The 16,896-nt window shown below is 72.3% G+C and carries 16 protein-coding genes; 11 read left to right on the forward strand and 5 right to left on the reverse strand.

Annotation, left to right across the window (positions count from 1 at the left end; all coding sequences use genetic code 11):
• Nucleotides 1–65 precede the first annotated feature (65 nt).
• From FQY79_RS06960 to FQY79_RS06975, 4 genes are all read left to right on the forward strand, one after another.
• Nucleotides 66–560: a MarR family winged helix-turn-helix transcriptional regulator gene (locus FQY79_RS06960; protein WP_246123051.1), complete on the forward strand. Its 495-nt coding sequence runs from the start codon at nucleotides 66–68 to the stop codon at nucleotides 558–560.
• Between the two features lie 156 nt (nucleotides 561–716).
• Nucleotides 717–1,556, forward strand: coding sequence for a p-hydroxycinnamoyl CoA hydratase/lyase (locus FQY79_RS06965; RefSeq protein WP_146312126.1), 840 nt, complete (start codon nucleotides 717–719; stop codon nucleotides 1,554–1,556).
• A gap of 33 nt (nucleotides 1,557–1,589) precedes the next feature.
• Nucleotides 1,590–3,041: an aldehyde dehydrogenase gene (locus FQY79_RS06970; protein WP_146312128.1), complete on the forward strand. Its 1,452-nt coding sequence runs from the start codon at nucleotides 1,590–1,592 to the stop codon at nucleotides 3,039–3,041.
• Between the two features lie 8 nt (nucleotides 3,042–3,049).
• Nucleotides 3,050–4,780, forward strand: coding sequence for an acyl-CoA dehydrogenase family protein (locus FQY79_RS06975; protein WP_222434255.1), 1,731 nt, complete (start codon nucleotides 3,050–3,052; stop codon nucleotides 4,778–4,780).
• A gap of 8 nt (nucleotides 4,781–4,788) precedes the next feature.
• Here FQY79_RS06975 and FQY79_RS06980 read toward each other — a convergent pair whose 3' ends face one another.
• On the reverse strand, nucleotides 4,789–5,466 hold the full coding sequence (locus FQY79_RS06980; RefSeq protein WP_146312130.1) for a TetR/AcrR family transcriptional regulator: 678 nt from the start codon (nucleotides 5,464–5,466) through the stop codon (nucleotides 4,789–4,791).
• A 223-nt stretch (nucleotides 5,467–5,689) separates the two neighbouring features.
• Nucleotides 5,690–6,598 (reverse strand): helix-turn-helix domain-containing protein, encoded by a 909-nt coding sequence (locus FQY79_RS06985; protein ID WP_186759839.1) that lies wholly within the window; start codon nucleotides 6,596–6,598, stop codon nucleotides 5,690–5,692.
• A 173-nt stretch (nucleotides 6,599–6,771) separates the two neighbouring features.
• On the opposite strand from FQY79_RS06985, the gene pobA reads away from it, so the two are divergent.
• Nucleotides 6,772–7,950 carry a 4-hydroxybenzoate 3-monooxygenase gene (gene pobA, locus FQY79_RS06990; RefSeq protein ID WP_146312134.1) on the forward strand — a complete coding sequence of 393 codons (1,179 nt, stop codon included), beginning with the start codon at nucleotides 6,772–6,774 and terminating at the stop codon, nucleotides 7,948–7,950.
• Between the two features lie 10 nt (nucleotides 7,951–7,960).
• Here the strand turns inward: pobA and FQY79_RS06995 are convergent, their stop codons facing one another.
• The 3 genes from FQY79_RS06995 to FQY79_RS07005 are packed head-to-tail and all read right to left on the reverse strand — an operon-like array spanning nucleotide 7,961 to nucleotide 10,940.
• Nucleotides 7,961–8,896, reverse strand: a complete 936-nt coding sequence (locus tag FQY79_RS06995) for a LysR family transcriptional regulator (protein ID WP_146312136.1) — start codon at nucleotides 8,894–8,896, stop codon at nucleotides 7,961–7,963.
• A 50-nt stretch (nucleotides 8,897–8,946) separates the two neighbouring features.
• Nucleotides 8,947–9,903: a PDR/VanB family oxidoreductase gene (locus FQY79_RS07000; RefSeq protein ID WP_146312138.1), complete on the reverse strand. Its 957-nt coding sequence runs from the start codon at nucleotides 9,901–9,903 to the stop codon at nucleotides 8,947–8,949.
• A complete protein-coding gene (locus FQY79_RS07005; RefSeq protein WP_146312140.1) occupies nucleotides 9,900–10,940 on the reverse strand; it encodes an aromatic ring-hydroxylating oxygenase subunit alpha in 1,041 nt (346 codons plus the stop codon). Before FQY79_RS07005 ends, FQY79_RS07000 begins: the two co-directional genes overlap by 4 nt.
• A gap of 280 nt (nucleotides 10,941–11,220) precedes the next feature.
• Here FQY79_RS07005 and mhpT point away from each other — a divergent pair, with 280 nt between their 5' ends.
• The 6 genes from mhpT to FQY79_RS07035 all read left to right on the forward strand — a co-directional run bounded on the left by mhpT (nucleotide 11,221) and on the right by FQY79_RS07035 (nucleotide 16,896).
• The gene (gene mhpT / locus FQY79_RS07010; RefSeq protein WP_146312518.1) at nucleotides 11,221–12,435 is read left to right on the forward strand and encodes a 3-(3-hydroxy-phenyl)propionate transporter MhpT; all 1,215 of its coding nucleotides are present in this window, start codon (nucleotides 11,221–11,223) and stop codon (nucleotides 12,433–12,435) included.
• 176 nt (nucleotides 12,436–12,611) lie between these two features.
• Complete coding sequence (locus FQY79_RS07015; RefSeq protein ID WP_222434256.1) at nucleotides 12,612–13,310, forward strand: substrate-binding domain-containing protein; 699 nt, start codon at nucleotides 12,612–12,614, stop codon at nucleotides 13,308–13,310.
• Between the two features lie 46 nt (nucleotides 13,311–13,356).
• Complete coding sequence (locus tag FQY79_RS07020) at nucleotides 13,357–14,385, forward strand: amidohydrolase family protein (protein ID WP_146312142.1); 1,029 nt, start codon at nucleotides 13,357–13,359, stop codon at nucleotides 14,383–14,385.
• A gap of 11 nt (nucleotides 14,386–14,396) precedes the next feature.
• Nucleotides 14,397–15,071 carry a 4-carboxy-4-hydroxy-2-oxoadipate aldolase/oxaloacetate decarboxylase gene (gene ligK / locus FQY79_RS07025; RefSeq protein ID WP_425463197.1) on the forward strand — a complete coding sequence of 225 codons (675 nt, stop codon included), beginning with the start codon at nucleotides 14,397–14,399 and terminating at the stop codon, nucleotides 15,069–15,071.
• A 2-nt stretch (nucleotides 15,072–15,073) separates the two neighbouring features.
• Complete coding sequence (locus tag FQY79_RS07030) at nucleotides 15,074–15,994, forward strand: NAD(P)-dependent oxidoreductase (RefSeq protein WP_146312144.1); 921 nt, start codon at nucleotides 15,074–15,076, stop codon at nucleotides 15,992–15,994.
• Nucleotides 15,991–16,896 (forward strand): amidohydrolase family protein, encoded by a 906-nt coding sequence (locus FQY79_RS07035; RefSeq protein WP_146312146.1) that lies wholly within the window; start codon nucleotides 15,991–15,993, stop codon nucleotides 16,894–16,896. The genes FQY79_RS07030 and FQY79_RS07035 overlap by 4 nt, the downstream gene beginning before the upstream one ends.

The raw sequence follows: 16,896 nt of genomic DNA on the forward strand, positions 1-16,896 counted from the left end.
CTCTTCCCGGCCGGTCGGGACGTGGCAGATAGGTATGATATATAACAATTCCGGAGGTGTTGAAAGTGGCGGCACGCAAGAAGGTGGGCGCGGCCGGGGGGCAGGACGAGCCGGCGCTGGTCGACGTCGTCGATACCGGCCCGGTGCAGGAATACATCGGTTTCAGGCTGCGCATGGCGCAGGTGGCGGTGTTCCGCAACTTCGTCGAGGCATTCCGGCCCTACGACCTGCGTCCGGTCCACTATTCCGCGCTGAAGCTCATCGCCCTCAATCCGGGGCTGCGGCAACAGCGGCTCGGCGAGACGCTCGAGATCAAGCGGCCCAACCTGGTGCTGCTGGTGGCCGACATGAAGCAGCGCGGATGGATCGAGCGCCGGCGCAGCCGCCTGGACAAGCGCTCGTACGCGCTCCACCTCACCCCCGCAGGCAAGGCCCTGCTGGCCGAGGCCGACGCGGCGCACGAACAGCACGAAAAGCGCCTGCGGGCGCTGCTGGGCCGGGACGTGACCCGCTTCTGCCTGGCGCTCGACCGGATCCGCAGCGAACTGGCGCCGCGCTGAGCCCCGGCGCGCCAGGGGGCTCCCGGCCCCCATGCCGCCCCCCGGCCGCCCGTCCCGCCCTGCCCCCTTCCATCCGCCCGCCCATTTGTTATGCTGCATAACAATGATCGGCCGGAGGTGTTCCGGGCCGGCACGCCACAGGTGCGAGGAGACACGATGGCTGACTACCAGGGACGCTGGAGCTGCGTCGAAGTGGAAGTGGAGGACGGGATCGCGTGGGTGACGCTGAACCGTCCGGCCAAGCGCAACGCGATGAGCCCGACGCTCAACCGCGAGATGCTGGAGGTCCTGGACGCGATCGAGGTGGATCGCGATGCGGACATCCTGGTGCTGACCGGCGCGGGCGAGTCGTGGTCGGCGGGCATGGACCTCAAGGAATACTTCCGCGAGACCGACGGTCAGGAAGAGATCATGCAGGAGCGGGTGCGCCGCGAATGCTCCGAGTGGCAGTGGCGGCGGCTGCGCTTCTATACCAAGGCCACGATCGCGGCGGTCAACGGCTGGTGCTTCGGCGGCGCGTTCTCGCCGTTGGTGGCGTGCGACCTGGCGATCGCGGCCGACGAGGCGGTGTTCGGCCTGTCGGAGATCAACTGGGGCATCCCGCCGGGCAACCTGGTGAGCAAGGCGGTGGCGGACACGATGGGCCACCGCCAGGCGTTGTACTACATCATGACCGGCAAGACCTTCACCGGCCAGGAAGCGGCGGCGATGGGCCTGGTGAACGCGTCGGTGCCGCGCACGCGGCTGCGCGAGGAAGTGAAGGCGCTGGCCCAGGTGCTGCGCGAGAAGAACCAGGTGGTGCTGCGGTTCGCCAGGCACGGGTTCAAGCGCTGCCGCGAGTTGACCTGGGAGCAGAACGAGGACTACCTGTACGCGAAGGTGGACCAGTCCAACCACCGCGACCCGGAGCAGGGCCGCCAGCAGGGCCTGAGGCAGTTCCTGGACGAGAAGACGATCAAGCCCGGCCTGCAGACCTACCGTCGCAACGTCGATTGACCGGCCGCCACGGCGGCGAAGAGAGGAGGAACCATGCATCACGTTGAACTTCTGATCGGTGGTGCGCGCCGCGCCGCCGCCAACGGCGCCACGTTCGACCGCCTCAACCCGGTCAATGGCGAAGTCGCCAGCCGCGCGCCTGCCTCGTCGGTGGCCGATGCCATCGCGGCGGTCGACGCCGCGGCCGCGGCGTTCCCGGCCTGGGCGGCGGTCTCGCCCGGCGAGCGCCGGGCCCGCCTGCTCAAGGCCGCGGACCTGATGGATGCGCGCGCCGGCGACTTCATCCGCATCGGCGTCGCCGAGACCGGCGGCACGGCCGGCTGGTACGGCTTCAACGTGATGCTGGCCGCCAACATGCTGCGCGAGGCGGCGGCGCTGACCACCCAGATCAGCGGCGAGGTCATCCCGTCCAACGTGCCCGGCAGCCTCGCCATGGGCGTGCGCCAGCCGGCCGGCGTGGTGCTGGGCATCGCGCCGTGGAACGCGCCGGTCATCCTCGGCACCCGCGCGCTGGCCACGCCGCTGGCCTGCGGCAACACCGTGGTGCTCAAGGCGTCCGAAGCGTGCCCGGGCGTGCATGCGCTGATCGGCGAGGTGCTGGTCGAGGCGGGGCTGGGCGAGGGCATCGTCAACGTGGTCACCAACGCCCCGGCCGATGCGCCGGAGATCGTGGCCGCGCTGATCCGCGACCCGCGCGTGCGCCGGGTCAACTTCACCGGCTCGACCCGCGTGGGCCGCATCGTCGCCAGGCTGGCCGCCGAGTCGCTCAAGCCGGCGCTGCTCGAGCTCGGCGGCAAGGCGCCGTTGCTGGTGCTCGACGACGCCGACCTCGAGGCCGCGCGCGACGGCGCGGTGTTCGGCGCGTTCATGAACCAGGGCCAGATCTGCATGTCGACCGAGCGCCTGGTGGTCGACAGCCGGGTCGCCGACGAGTTCGTGGCGATGGTCGCGGCCAAGGCCGCCACGCTCAAGGCCGGCGACCCGGCCGCGAACGACACTCCGCTCGGCGCGCTGTTCTCGCCCGAGGCGGCCGCGCACTGCCGCGAGCTGATCGACGACGCCGTGTCCAAGGGCGCGCGCATCGCCTGCGGCGGCCAGATCGACGGCACGATCATGCAGCCGACGGTGATCGACGGGGTCACCAGGCAGATGCGCCTGTATTCCGAGGAGTCGTTCGGCAACCTGGTCTCGGTGATCCGGGTCGACGGCGAGGACCAGGCGGTCGAAGTGGCCAATGACACCGAGTACGGCCTGTCGGCGGCGGTGTTCAGCCGCGACGTCTCGCGCGCCTGGCGCGTGGCCGCGCGGATCCAGTCGGGCATCTGCCACATCAACGGCCCGACCGTGCACGACGAGGCGCAGATGCCGTTCGGCGGGGTGAAGGACAGCGGCTACGGCCGCTTCGGCGGCAAGGCGGGCATCGCCGAGTTCACCGAGCTGCGCTGGATCACGATCCAGAACGAGCCGCGCCACTACCCGTTCTGACCGGCGGAATGAGCCTGCCGTGGCAGCCGCCGCTGGATGACATCGCCTTCCTCCTCGGCCCGTGGCTGCGGGCCCGGGACGACTGGAAGCGCATCCCGCGGTTCGCCGCCCTGGACCTGGACACGGCCGAAGCGGTGCTGGCCGAGGCCGGCCGCTTCTGCGCCGAGGTGCTGGCACCGCTCAACGCGGTCGGCGACCTGCAGGGCTGCCGGCTGGTCGACGGGTGCGTCCGTACACCCGACGGATTCGCCCAGGCCTACCGGCGCTACGTCGCGGATGGCTGGCCGGCCCTGGCCCGCGATCCCGAATGGGGTGGCCAGGGCCTGCCCGCGTTGCTGGAACTGGCATTCACCGAGATGCAGGTGGGCGCCAACCATGCGTGGACGATGTACCCGGGCCTGCTCGCCGGCGCGGTCGCCTGCCTGCAGGCGCACGCGTCGCCGGACGTCCAGGCCCGCTTCCTGCCGCCGCTGGTCGGCGGCGAATGGCTGGCCACGATGTGCCTGACCGAGCCGCAGGCCGGCAGCGACCTGTCGCTGCTGCGCACCCGCGCGGTTCCGGCCGCCGACGGCAGCGTGCGCATCACCGGGGCCAAGGTGTTCATCTCCGGCGGCGGCCAGGACCTGACCCCGAACATCGTCCACCTGGTGCTGGCGCGGCTGCCCGATGCGCCGCCGGGCACGCGCGGGATCTCGCTGTTCGTGGTGCCGGACATGCTCGAGGACGGCAGCCGCAACGGCGTGTTCGTCGACGGCCTCGAGCACAAGATGGGCCTGCACGGCAGCGCCACCACCGCGCTGCGCTTCGAGGGCGCGGTGGGCTGGCGGGTGGGCGAGGCGCATCGCGGGCTGCCGGCGATGTTCGTGATGATGAACGCCGCGCGCCTGCACGCCGCGATGCAGGGCGTGGCGCACGCGGCGCGCGCGAGCGAGCTGGCCCATGCCTACGCCCACCAGCGCCGGCAGATGCGCGCCGAGCCGCGCATGGAGCCGGAACAGCCCGCCGACCCGATCGCCGCGCATCCGCCGATCCGCCACCTGCTGCGCTGCCTGCGCGGCTGGTCGGAACAGATGCGCGCCGCCGGCTACTGGCTGGGCCACCTGATCGACCTGCATGAGCACGCGCCGGATGCGGACGAGCGCCGGCGTGCGGGGATGCTGGTCGAACTGCTGACGCCAGTGGCCAAGGCGCACTTCACCGAATGCGGGCACCTGCTCGCCAATCGCGCGCTGCAGGCCTTCGGCGGCTACGGATACGTGCGCGAATACGGCATCGAACAGGTGGTGCGCGACAGCCGCATCGCGATGATCTACGAGGGCAGCAACGAGATCCAGGCGCTCGACCTGCTGCAGCGCAAGCTGCTGGCCGACGACGGCGCGCGCCTGACGGTGTTCGCCGACGAATGCGAACGCGTCGCCGCCAAGGCGGAGGGCGCGGGGCTGGCGGCAGCGGCCGGCGTGTTGCGGCGGCTGTGCCGCAGGCTCTCGGCCGCGTTCGAGCGCGTGCGCGCGGCCGCCGCCAGCGACGCGTCGGCGCCGGCGCGGGTGGCCGACACCTTCCTGCGCGCCACCGGACAGCTGCTGCTGGCCTGCGCCTGCGTGCGCACGGCCGCGGTGGCGTCCGGCGATACCGGCGCCGGCGCCGACGCGTGCGAGCGCGCCGAACGCGCGCTATGGATGCTCGGGGAACTGCGCCTGGAGTTCAACGCGCAGCTGGCGCGGCTGCGCGCCACGTCCTGACCCGCGGATCAGGCGTCCGGGAACACCGCGGCGCCGTTTGCGAAGATGCGCGCGACCGCGGTCGCGGCCAGCGAACGTGCCTGCGCGGGCGGCACGCCGAGCGCCCGCAGCATCGACTGCGCCATGCTCCGGGCGATTTCGGCCGGTGGCGTGGCCAACCGCTCCTCGAGCACGTGGCGCACCGTGATCACGGTCAGGCCCATCACCACGAGCACCGCGCATTCCAGGTCGATGTCGCGGAAGCGGCCGGCCGAGAGGCCGCGTTCGAGCACCTCGGCCATGTTCCGGTTGATCGGCGCCTGGGCCATGGTGGAGCCGTCGTTGAGCTTGTAGAGCACGCGCGCGGCGTCGCGGAAGCGGGTCGCGAACCGGGCGAACACGCACAGCGCGAGGGCCGAGTGCAGCGCGGCGTCGTCCACGTCGGCGGTGACCGCGATGATGGCCTGTTCGACGCGGTTGCGGACTTCGGCCCCGATCTCGCGGGCGAAGGCTTCCTTGTCGCGGAAGTGGTTGTAGAAGCTGCCCTTGGCAACGTCGGCCAGGTTGACGATCTCGTCGATGCTCACCGCGTCCACGTCCCGCTGCGCGAACAGCGCCCGGCCGGCGCGCAGCAGCGCCTCGCGGGTGCGGTCCCGGCGCCGGTCGGGACGCCGTCTGGACGGGGCGGGACGGGACTCGTTGGGCATGCGGCCTTCCCTGCGGGCGACGGAGCGGTGGCCACGGACGCGGGGGCGTCCCGTGGTCCGGCCATTATGACCAGATGGTCAGAGGGCATCCATCCACGCGGGAACGCCCTTGGCGGTGGATGCCGCCGGGCGCGCGATGCGGTCGCACGGGACATCCCCGTGCGCGGGACACGGCGCGCGGCACGGTCGATCGATGGACGCCGCGGGTGCGGCGCAAACCGTGTCAGCCGTCCTTGGGCAGGCGCGCGGCGCGCGCGCGGTAGGCCGAAGGCGGGCAGCCCATCGCGCGGCTGAAGAAGCGGCTGAAGTAGGCCGGGTCGCTGAAGCCCAGTTCCTCGGCGACCACCTGGACCGGCTTGTGGGTGTAGGCGAGGTCGCGGTTGGCCTCAAGCAGCAGGCGCTGGTGCAGCAGGCCCTGGGCGCTGCTGCCGGCCAGTTCGCGGCAGATCCGGTTGAGGCTGGCGATGCTGATGCCCAGGCGCTGGGCGAAGTAGCCCACCGGCAGGTGCTTGCGGAAGTGCTGTTCCACCAGTTCGCGGTAGCGCTCGAGCTGCCGCTCGCGTGCGCGCCGCGGCGGCGCCGGTTCCGGCTCCCCGGGTTCGGCCTGGTGGCGCAGCAGGTGCACCAGCGCCTGCAGGCACAACGCGCGCAGCATGGCCTCGCGGCCCGGCGCGCGCTGGTGGTACTCCTCGTGCAGCTGGGCGAAGGTGGCCGCGAGGCCCGACCCGGCCTCGCCCACCCGCAGGCGCAGCGGCTGGCGCAATTCGCCGGCCGCGCCCAACTCCTCGGCCAGGCCGGCCAGCATCGGGGCCGCCAGGGTCACCACGTGGCCCTGCACGTCCTCGCTGAACACGAAACCGTGCACGCACAGTGGCGGCACGAACTGCAGCACCGGACCCTGGGCGCGATGCTCGCGCCCGTCGAGCTGGATCGCAACCCGGCCGCGGCCCACCCACAGCAGCTGGGCCAGGTCCGCATGCCGGTGGGGCGCGATCACCCAGCCGTGGCGGCGGCTGCGCGAGGCGATCGTCTCGCAGTGCACCAGGTCGGGCGCCTGCCATGGCGTGCGCTCGCCGTACAGCGGGAACAGCGGGATCGACGTGCCTGGGCGGGCGCTGGCGGAACCGGCCATGCGGGCTTCCTCCCGGGGGCGGTGGGGCCCCGGGTACGTTATGGACGATAACAAAATCCCGGGGGTGAGCGAAAAGTCCCGGTCGTGGCCCCGTCCGTGCATTCATCGGCACGGCCCGGGGCCGAACAATCGGAAGCGTCGGGGAATCCCCCCGGTTCTGGCGTGGAGCACGGATGAAGACCCAGGTCGTCGTGATCGGTGCAGGCCCATCCGGCCTGCTGTTGTCGCAACTGCTGGCGCGTTCGGGCGTGGACGTGGTGGTGCTGGAGCGGCAGAGGCCCGAGTACGTACTCGGGCGGATCCGCGCCGGGGTGCTGGAACGGGGGACGATGGAGATGCTGCGCCAGGCCGGGGCCGGCGAGCGCATGGACCGCGAGGGGCTGCCGCACGACGGCTTCCACGTCGGCGTCGACGGCGAGCTGCACCACATCGACCTCAAGGGCCTGACCGGCTGCTCGGTGATGGTGTACGGCCAGACCGAGCTCACCCGCGACCTGATGGAACTGCGCCAGCGCGAGGGCGGGGTGATCCACTACGGCGCCGCCGACGTGCAGATCCACGACCTCGACGGCGCCCGTCCGTCGGTCTCGTTCACCCGCCACGGCCGCCGCGAGCGCATCGAATGCGACTACGTCGCCGGCTGCGACGGCTTCCACGGCGTCAGCCGCCGCAGCATCCCGGCGGGCGTGCTGACCGAACACGAGCGCGTGTATCCCTTCGGCTGGCTGGGGCTGCTGTCCGACACCCCGCCCGTCGACGACGAGCTGATCTACTCGCGGCATCCGCGCGGCTTCTCGCTGTGCAGCATGCGCAGCCGCAGCCGCAGCCGCTACTACCTGCAGGTGCCGTTGACCGAGAAGGTGGAGGACTGGAGCGACGGCCGCTTCTGGGACGAGCTGCGCGGGCGGTTGCCGCAGGCGCACGCCGAGCGCCTGGTCACCGGGCCGTCGCTGGAGAAGAGCATCGCGCCGCTGCGCAGCTTCGTGGTCGAGCCGATGCAGTACGGGCGCATGATCCTGGTCGGCGACGCCGCGCACATCGTGCCGCCGACCGGCGCCAAGGGTCTCAACCTCGCCGCGTCCGACGTGTACGTGGCCTGGAAGCTGCTCGCCCGCGCCTGCGCCGGCGACCACGACGCGCTGCAGCGCTACTCGCCGCTGTGCCTGGACCGGATCTGGAAGGCGCAGCGCTTCTCGTGGTGGCTGACCAGCCTGCTGCACGACTTCCCGGACACGCCGATGTTCGACCGTCGCGTCCGCGAGGCGGAACTGTCCTACCTGCTCTCGAGCGAGGCCGGCCGCCGCAGCATCGCCGAGAACTACGTCGGGTTGCCGTTCCCCGAGACCGACTGAAGGCGCGGCGCTACAGCCAGAACGCCGGTTGCCCGTCGCGCTGGTCGCGGCCGGGATCGAGCGCGGCCGGCAGCCCGGAGCGGATCAGCGCCACCATCGAGCGCTGGGCCTGGGTGCTGGGCCGGTGCGCGCTGGTCGCCAGCATCACCCGTACCACCACCCCCGGCGGGGCGATGGAGCGGGTGAGGTAGCGCAGCGGCTGGGCCGCGGTGCGCACCGCGTTGGCGCTGAGCAGCGCGTGCCCGACGCCGTCGGCCACCAGGCCGAGGATCGCGTCCACGCCATCGGCCTCCATCGCGATGGTCGGCGCGTGGCCCAGCCGGGCCAGGGTGTCCTCGACCCGCATCCGGATGGTGTTGGGCCGGCGCGGGATCACCAGCGGCAGGCGCGCAAGTTCCTGCAGAGACACTGGCCGCGGATCGGCGCCGGCGCTGGCGCGCGACACCAGCAGCAGCGGTTCCTCGAACACCGTCTCCAGCGCCACGCCCGGCTGCTGCGGCAGGTCGTACACCAGGGCCACGTCGAGGGTGCCGGCGACCAGCGCCTCCAGCATCACCGTGCTCAGGCCCTCGCTGATCGACAGGGTCACGCCCGGCAGGTGGCGCGCGGCCGAGCGCACCAGGGCGACGGTCAGGAGCTTGGACAGCGTGGGCGGCATGCCGAGCGCGACCTTGCCGCGGGTGCCGCCGCCCAGGCGCGCGAGCTCGTCGCGCAGGCTCTCCACCTGGTGCAGCAGGCCGCGGCCACGCTCGAGCAGCACCCGCCCGGCTTCGGTCGGGGTGACGCCGCGGCCGTTGCGGACCAGCAGCGGCTGGCCCAGTTCCACTTCCAGCAGCCGCACCTGGCGGCTGAGCGCAGGCTGGGCCACGTCCAGCACCACGGAGGCACGGGTGAAGCTGCCGAGTTCGGCTACCTGCACGAAATAGGCGATCTGGCGCAGGTCCACGGCTCTACCGGTGCGGCGGGACGCCGATGGCCCATTCTACGCGCCGCGCCTCAGGCATCGAGGTCGAGCACCAGCCTCGGCGTCAGCGAGCGCGAGCAGCAGGGCGTGAACAGTGCGGCGGAGCTGCGTTCCTCGTCGGTCAGGAACTGGTCGCGATGGTCGGGGATGCCGGCCCGCACGCGGGTGACGCAGGTGCCGCAGATGCCCTGTTCGCACGACACCGGGATGAACACGCCGTGCGCCTCGAGGCACTGGGCGACGCTCTGGTCCGCGGCGACGCGGAACACGCGCCCGTCGTTGATCTCGACCTCGAACCCGTCGTTGCCCGGAGCATCCACCGGCAGCGCGCTGAAGGACTCACTGTGGAAGCGGTCGGCGCCGAACCCCGCCGCCTCGCAGGCCCGGCGCGCGGCCTCGATGAAGCCGGCCGGGCCGCAGGCGTAGACGTGGCTGCCGGCGGGAGCGCCGGCCACGAGCGCGTCGAGGCTGTGGCTGGGGCCGTCGGGGCCGTCGATGTGGACGCGCACCTGGCGGCTCCAGGGCGCGGTGGCCAGGCGCGCCTGGAACGGCAGCCGCGCGGTGCTGCGCGCGCAGGCGTGCAGCACGAACGGCCGTCCGTCGCGATGCAGCACCTCGGCCATGCTCAGCAGCGGGGTGATGCCGATGCCCCCGGCGAGCAGCAGGTGGTGCGGCGCATCGCTCGCGAGCGGGAACAGGTTGCGCGGCGCCCCGATGCGCAGCCGGTCGCCCTCGCGCAGCGCGTGCACGGCGCGGGAGCCGCCGCGCGAATCCTCGGCCAGCAGGACGCCGAGCTCGTACCACGGCTGCCCGGGCGCGTTGCACAGCGAGTACTGGCGCACCAGGCCTTCGCCCAGGTGCACGTCCACGTGCGCGCCCGGCTCGAACGCCGGTAGCGGCGCGCCATCGGCGCGTTCCAGGCGCAGCGAGACCACGCCCTGCGCCTCGTCGGCGCGACGCGCGACGCGGACGTCGATCGTGTCGCTCACGCGGAGGCGGCGGCGGTTTCGGCCGCGATCGCCCGCTCGATCATGCGCCGCGCCTGCACGCCGCCGGCGTCGATGTTGAGCTTGAGCAGGTCGCGGCCCGGGTGGTCGAGCAGGTTGCGCTGCTGCGACTCGAGCATCGCCAGGTCCTCGGCGAAGATGCGGCCCTGGCCTTCGCGGATGCTGGCGGTCAGTTCGGGGTCGTCGACCTTGAAGCGGCGCGCCATGCCCCAGAAGTACCAGTGGCTGGTGCCGGTCTCGGGGGTGATGAAGTCGACCACGACGCTGGAGGCCTTCACCGCGTCCGGCGCCTGGTGGCCGCCGTTGCCGGCCAGGGCCACGCCGACCTCGATCATGACGTGGCTGGGCAGGGTGAAGTGGCAGATCTGCCAGCGGTCCACCGGCTGGTCGTCGGGCAGGCCGTTGGCGCGCAGCGCGGCGCGCCAGAACGGCGGCGCCAGGACGTTCTCCATGAAGCGGCTGGTCACCACTTCCTGGCCGACCACGCGCGTGGTCACCGGCGACTCGTCGATCTCCTTCTGGCCGATGCTGCTGGCGTGGACGTAGGTCTCGTGGGTGAGGTCCATGAGGTTGTCGACCATCAGCCGGTAGTCGGCCTCCACGTGGTACAGGCCGCCGCCGTAGGCCCAGTCCGGGCTTTCAGCCCACTCGAAGTGGGGCAGGGCGTCGGGCGTGGCGAGCGCGGGGTCGCCGGGCCATACCCAGACGAAGCCGTAGCGCTCGAGCACCGGGTAACTGCGGATGCGCGGGAAGCCGCCGACGCGCTGCTGCGGCATCGACACGGTGCAGCCGTCGCGGCCCATCACCAGGCCGTGGTAGCCGCACACCAGCTTGCCCTCGCACACGGTGCCGAGCGAGAGCGCGGCGCCGCGGTGCGGGCAGAAGTCCTCCACCGCGGCGGCGCGGCCCTCTCCGTCGCGGTACAGGCACATCGACAGGCCGCAGATGCGCCGCCCCAGCGGCTTGCCCTCGATTTCGTCCGGGGTACAGGCCACGTACCAGGCGTTCAACGGAAACATGCGGATCCTCTTGGCTTGGGTTCCCGGCGCGGCGCGGCGGCGGCGGGAGGCGGGAGGCGGGAGGCGGCGGCTCGAATTATTGACTATTCGGTCATATGTAGAGGAACCAGTCAAGATCGGGAGGCCGCGCGTGGAGGCCCCAGGCGGCGGGCCCATGCGCCGCCCCGCCGATCCGCGGCCCGCGCCCGCGCCGGGCGGCAAGTTATTGACAATAACTAATTGCTGTGGCCTTCTCGACCCCGGCGTCGCCGGCCGGCGGCGAATGACGACGGGAGGAACCATGGGCCAGGCGGTGCGCGAGCCGGCGGGCAGGACGGCATGGCTGACGCTGGCACTGTGCTGCGCGGTGTCGGTGTTCGAGGGATATGACCTGCAGGCGGCCGGCGTGGTCGCGCCGCGCGTGCGCGCGGCCTTCGACCTGGGGCCGGACCAGTTGGGCTGGTTCTTCAGCGCCGCCACCTTCGGACTCATGCTCGGCGCGGCGATCGGCGGCCGGCTGTCCGACCGCTGGGGCCGCAAGGCGGTGCTGGTGGCGTCGGTGGCCGCGTTCGGCGCGATGTCGGTGGCCACCGCCTACAGCTGGAACGTCGAGAGCCTGCTGGCGGCCCGGTTCCTGACCGGCGTCGGCCTGGGCGGCGCGCTGCCCAACCTGCTCGCACTGGTGACCGAGAACGCGCCGGCGAACCGCCGCCATTTCGTGGTCGGGGCGATGTACGCGGGCCTGCCCACCGGCGGCGCGCTGGCCGCGCTGACCAGCGCCGTGGGGGTCGAGCCCGAGAGCTGGAAGAACGTGTTCCTGGTTGGCGGTTTCGCGCCGCTGCTGCTCACCGTGCCGCTGCTGCTGTTCCTGCCCGATTCGCGCGAACAGCGCCAGCTCGGCACCCGCGAGCGGGCCGGCGTGGCCCTGGCGCTGTTCGGGGAGGGGCGTGCCGCGCGCACGGTGGCGCTGTGGACCGGCTTCTTCCTCGCCCTGCTGGCGATGTACCTGCTGCTCAACTGGCTGCCGTCGCTGCTGGTCGGCCGCGGCCTGAGCGTGCGCGACGCCTCGTGGGTGCAGATGCTGTTCAACATCGGCGGGGCGCTGGCCAGCGTGGCCACCGGCCAGCTGATGGACGGCCGCTGGCGCACCGCCTGCGTGCCGGTGGCCTTCGTGTCCACGATCGCGGCGCTGCTGGCGATGGCCGCGTCGCCGGCGTCGCCGATCGCGGCGATGCTCTGCGGCCTGGCGATCGGCGCCACCGTCTCCTCGACCCAGACCATCCTCTACGCCCTCGCGCCCGGCCAGTACCCGACCGCGGTGCGCGGCACCGGGGTCGGCGCCGCGGTGTCGGTGGGGCGGCTGGGTTCGGCCGCCGGCCCGCTGCTGGCGGCGGCGCTGATCGGCGGCGGCTCGAGCGCCAACCAGGTACTGATGGCGCTGGTGCCGGTGCTGCTGGTGGCCGGCGCGCTGACCTGGTGGCTGACCCTGCGGAGCCGCCCGGCGTCCCCGCGCTGACGGCATGGATGGGCACCAGCCATGCCGGAATGCGATAACAGCTAGAGCGGTCACCGGGTGGCGCGGATTGTTATGGCCAAGAACAATGCAGGTCATGCATTCGCGTCCCGCCCCGTTCCGGACAGCCGGCCCCCACGCTGACGCGCAGGGGCGCGGCCCCGCCCCGGGAGGCGTCCATGGCTGACCTGCGCCCCGTCCTCGATGGCCTGTCGTCCATGGCCACCCGCCAGGTCCTGGGGGCGCTGGCGTCCGGGGCCCTGGCGGCCGGGCTGTCCCAGGTGCGGATCACCTCGGTCGGCGGCGTCGATGCAGAGAAGCGCGTCATGGACGGCGAGCCGGTCGACCTGGTGTGGCTGGCGGCGCCGGCGCTCGAGCGGCTGGAAGCAGCCGGGCACCTGGTGCCGGGCAGTCGCCGCGCGCTGATGCGGTCGGAGATCTGGGTGGCGGTGCGCGCGGGCGCGCCGCGGCCGCCGGTCGCCGACGAGGCGCAGGTCCGCGAGGCGGTGCTGGCCGCGCGCACCCTGGGCCATTCCACCGGCCCCAGCGGCACCTACCTCACCGGGCTGTTCCAGCGCTGGAGCATCCGGGAGCAGGTACAGCCGCGCCTGGTCCAGGCGCCGCCCGGCGTGCCGGTGGCGGCGCTGATCGCGCGCGGCGAGGTGGAACTGGGCTTCCAGCAGCGCAGCGAACTGGTCGGCGTGGAGGGCGTGGACGCGATCGGCCCGCTGCCCGACGCGATCCAGCACGCGACGGTGTTCTCCGGCGCGGTGTGCGTGCGCAGCCGCGATCCGAAGGCGGCCGCACGCCTGCTCGATTTCATGGCCTCGGACGCGGCGTCCGGGATCCTGCTCGCCCACGGCATGGCGCCGGCGTGAGCGTCACCGGCCGCCCCGGGGGCGGCGCAACACCAGGTAGGACCAGATGATCATCGACATCCATGGCCACTACACCACTGCGCCCAGGGCGCTCGAGGAGTGGCGCAACCGCCAGATCGCGGCGATCGGCAACCCGTCGGCCATGCCCAGGGCCTCGGAGCTGAGGATTTCCGACGACGAGATCCGCGAGTCGATCGAGCACAACCAGCTGCGCCTGATGCGCGAGCGCGGCTCCGACCTCACCGTATTCTCACCGCGCGCCAGCTTCATGGCCCACCACATCGGCGACTTCCAGGTCTCCTCGGCCTGGGCGGCGATCTGCAACGAGATGTGCCACCGGGTCAGCCAGCTGTTCCCCGACCACTTCATCCCCGCCGCGATGCTGCCGCAGAGCCCGGGCGTGGACCCGGCCACCTGCATCCCCGAGCTGGTCAAGTGCGTGGAGCAGTACGGCGCGGTCGCGGTCAACCTCAATCCCGACCCGTCCGGCGGCCACTGGACCAGCCCGCCGCTGACCGACCGCAGCTGGTATCCGATCTACGAAAAGCTGGTCGAGTACGACATCCCGGCGATGGTCCACGTCAGCACCAGCTGCAACGCCTGCTTCCACACCACCGGCGCGCACTACATCAATGCCGACACCACCGCGGTCATGCAGCTGATCCAGGGCGACCTGTTCCGCGACTTCCCGACCCTGAGGCTGGTCATCCCGCACGGCGGCGGCGCCGCGCCCTACCACTGGGGCCGTTACCGCGGCCTGGCCCAGGAGCTGAAGAAGCCGCTGCTGCGCGACCACCTGCTCAACAACGTCTACTTCGACACCTGCGTCTACCACCAGCCGGGCATCGACCTGCTGGCCACGGTCATCCCGGTGGACAACATCCTGTTCGCCAGCGAGATGATCGGCGCGGTCCGCGGCATCGACCCGGAGACGGGGCACTACTACGACGACACCAGGCGCTACATCGAGGCCAACACCCGGCTCAGCGCCGGGGACAGGCAGAAGATCTACGAGGGCAACGCGCGCCGGGTGTATCCGCGGCTCGACGCGGCGCTGAAGCGGAAGGGCAAGTGACCATGTACGAACTGGGCGTGGTGTACCGCAACATCCAGCGCGCCGACCGCGAGGTCGCCGACGCGCTGGCCCCGCTGGGCTCGGCCACCGTGCACGAGGCGATGGGCCGGGTCGGCCTGCTCAGGCCCTACATGCGGCCGATCTACCCGGGTGCGCAGGTGTCGGGCACCGCGGTGACCGTGCTCCTGCACCCGGGCGACAACTGGATGATGCACGTGGTCGCCGAGCAGATCCGGCCGGGCGACATCGTGGTGGCCGCGGTCACCGCCGAATGCAGCGACGGCTACTTCGGCGACCTGCTGGCCACCAGCTTCCAGGCCCGCGGCGCGCGCGCGCTGGTGATCGACGCCGGCGTGCGCGACGTGAAGACGCTGCAGGAGATGCAGTTCCCGGTGTGGAGCAAGGCGATCAGCGCCAAGGGCACGATCAAGGCGACGCTCGGCTCGGTGAACATCCCGGTGGTCTGCGCCGGCATGTGGGTGACCCCGGGCGACGTGATCGTGGCCGACGACGACGGCGTGGTCTGCGTGCCGCGCGAGCGCGCCGCGGCCACCCTGGAGGCGGCGCGCAAGCGCGAGGCCAACGAGGGCGCCAAGCGCGAGCGCCTGGCCGCGGGCGAGCTGGGCCTGGACATGTACGCGATGCGCGAACCGCTGGCGCGCGCCGGTCTGCGGTACATCGACTGACCATGCAACGGGTCGCGCTCATCGGCTATGGCGAGGTCGGGAAGATCCTGGCCGAGGACCTGCGCGCCGCGGGCGTGCAGGTGCGCGCCTGGGACCTGGCGCTCGCCACCGTTGGCGAACCGCATGGCGATGCGATGCGCGCGCACGCCGACGCGCACGGGGTGGTGCCGGGCCGCGATGCCGCCGACGCCGTCGCCGGCGCCGGGCTGGTGGTCAGCGCGGTCACCGCCAGCCGGACGCTGGATGCGGCCCGCGCCTGCCTCGCAGGCCTGCAGGCGGGCGCGTTCTTCCTCGACCTCAACAGCGCCTCGCCCGGGACCAAGCGTGAGGCCGCGGCCGCCGTCGACGGCGCCGGCGCCCGCTACGTGGAAGGCGCGGTGATGACCTCGGTGCCGCCGCACCGGATCAAGGTGCCATTGCTGCTGGGTGGCCCGCATGCGCGCGCGCTGGAGGCGCCGCTGCAGGCGCTGGGCTTCGCCGCGCGCTTCCACGACGAACGCCTGGGCGTGGCCAGCGCGACCAAGATGTGCCGCAGCGTGGTGATCAAGGGGCTCGAGGCGCTGGTCGTCGAGAGCCTCGCTGCCGCCCGCGAATACGGCGTCGAGGACGCGGTCCTGGCCTCGCTGGAGGAGACCTTCCCCGGCATCGACTGGCAGGCCCAGGCCAGCTACTTCTTCCAGCGCGTGATCGAGCACGGCCGCCGGCGCAGCGAGGAGATGCGCGAGGTCGCCCGCACCGTGGCCGAGGCCGGGCTGGAACCCTGGACCGCCGAGGCCGCTGCCCGGCGCCAGGCGCGAATGGCGGAGCTCGCCGACGCGGGCGCGTTCGGCGAGCGCGGCCAGCCCGGTTTCGCCCGAAGTCCCGACTGGCGCACCGAGGCCGACCGCCTGCGCGCCGCCTGCACCTCCCGAGGAACCCGATGACGTTCGAGAAGACCCCCGGCTGGCTGGACTGGCATCCCGATCCCAGCAAGCCCGCCTTCCAGCTCCCGTCCGGCGCGGTCGACGCGCACTGCCACGTGTTCGGCCCCGGGGACATCTTCCCCTACGCGCCCGAGCGCAAGTACACGCCGTGCGATGCGAGCGCGCAGCAGCTGTTCGCGCTGCGCGACCACCTCGGCTTCGAGCGCAACGTGATCGTGCAGGCCACCTGCCACGGCGCCGACAACCGCGCGATGGTGGATGCGCTGCGCCGCTCCGGCGGACGCGCGCGCGGCGTGGCGACGGTGCGCGCGAGCGTGACCGACGCCGAGCTGCACGAGATGCACGAGGCCGGCGTGCGCGGCGTGCGTTTCAACTTCGTCAAGCGCCTGGTCGACTCCGCGCCCAAGGACGAGCTGGCCTCGATCGCCGAGCGCGTGGCCAGGCTGGGCTGGCACGTGGTGATCTACTTCGAGGCCGCGGACCTGGCCGAGCACGAGGCCTTCTTCGCCTCGCTTCCCACCACCGTGGTGGTCGACCACATGGGCCGCCCGGACGTGGGCAGGGACGCGTTCGGGCCGGAGTTCGACCGCTTCATCCGCTTCATGGCCGACAATCCCCGGGTCTGGTGCAAGGTCACCTGCCCCGAGCGCCTGAGCATCAGCGGCCCGCCGGCGCTCGACGGCGAGCGCAACGCCTACCGCGACGTGGTGCCGTTCGCGCGCCGCGTGGTCGAGGCCTTCCCCGACCGCGTGCTGTGGGGCACCGACTGGCCGCACCCCAACCTCACCAGCCACATGCCCGACGACGGCCTGCTGGTCGATTTCATCCCGCACATCGCGCCCACCGCCGAGCTGCAGCGCAAGCTGCTGGTGGACAACCCGATGCGCCTGTACTGGAGCTGA

The sequence above is a fragment of the Luteimonas wenzhouensis genome, assembly GCF_007859305.1.
GTDB classification, from domain to species: Bacteria; Pseudomonadota; Gammaproteobacteria; order Xanthomonadales; family Xanthomonadaceae; genus Luteimonas; species Luteimonas wenzhouensis.

Bases quoted from the DNA above. Each gene is read 5' to 3' on its own strand.
- FQY79_RS06965 (WP_146312126.1), top strand. From the start codon at position 717: ATGGCTGACTACCAGGGACGCTGGAGCTGCGTCGAAGTGGAAGTGGAG.
- FQY79_RS06970 (WP_146312128.1), top strand. From the start codon at position 1,590: ATGCATCACGTTGAACTTCTGATCGGTGGTGCGCGCCGCGCCGCCGCC.
- FQY79_RS06975 (WP_222434255.1), top strand. From the start codon at position 3,050: ATGAGCCTGCCGTGGCAGCCGCCGCTGGATGACATCGCCTTCCTCCTC.
- FQY79_RS06980 (WP_146312130.1), bottom strand. From the start codon at position 5,466: ATGCCCAACGAGTCCCGTCCCGCCCCGTCCAGACGGCGTCCCGACCGG.
- FQY79_RS06985 (WP_186759839.1), bottom strand. From the start codon at position 6,598: ATGGCCGGTTCCGCCAGCGCCCGCCCAGGCACGTCGATCCCGCTGTTC.
- pobA (WP_146312134.1), top strand. From the start codon at position 6,772: ATGAAGACCCAGGTCGTCGTGATCGGTGCAGGCCCATCCGGCCTGCTG.
- FQY79_RS07005 (WP_146312140.1), bottom strand. From the start codon at position 10,940: ATGTTTCCGTTGAACGCCTGGTACGTGGCCTGTACCCCGGACGAAATC.
- mhpT (WP_146312518.1), top strand. From the start codon at position 11,221: ATGGGCCAGGCGGTGCGCGAGCCGGCGGGCAGGACGGCATGGCTGACG.
- FQY79_RS07015 (WP_222434256.1), top strand. From the start codon at position 12,612: ATGGCTGACCTGCGCCCCGTCCTCGATGGCCTGTCGTCCATGGCCACC.
- FQY79_RS07020 (WP_146312142.1), top strand. From the start codon at position 13,357: ATGATCATCGACATCCATGGCCACTACACCACTGCGCCCAGGGCGCTC.
- FQY79_RS07030 (WP_146312144.1), top strand. From the start codon at position 15,074: ATGCAACGGGTCGCGCTCATCGGCTATGGCGAGGTCGGGAAGATCCTG.
- FQY79_RS07035 (WP_146312146.1), top strand. From the start codon at position 15,991: ATGACGTTCGAGAAGACCCCCGGCTGGCTGGACTGGCATCCCGATCCC.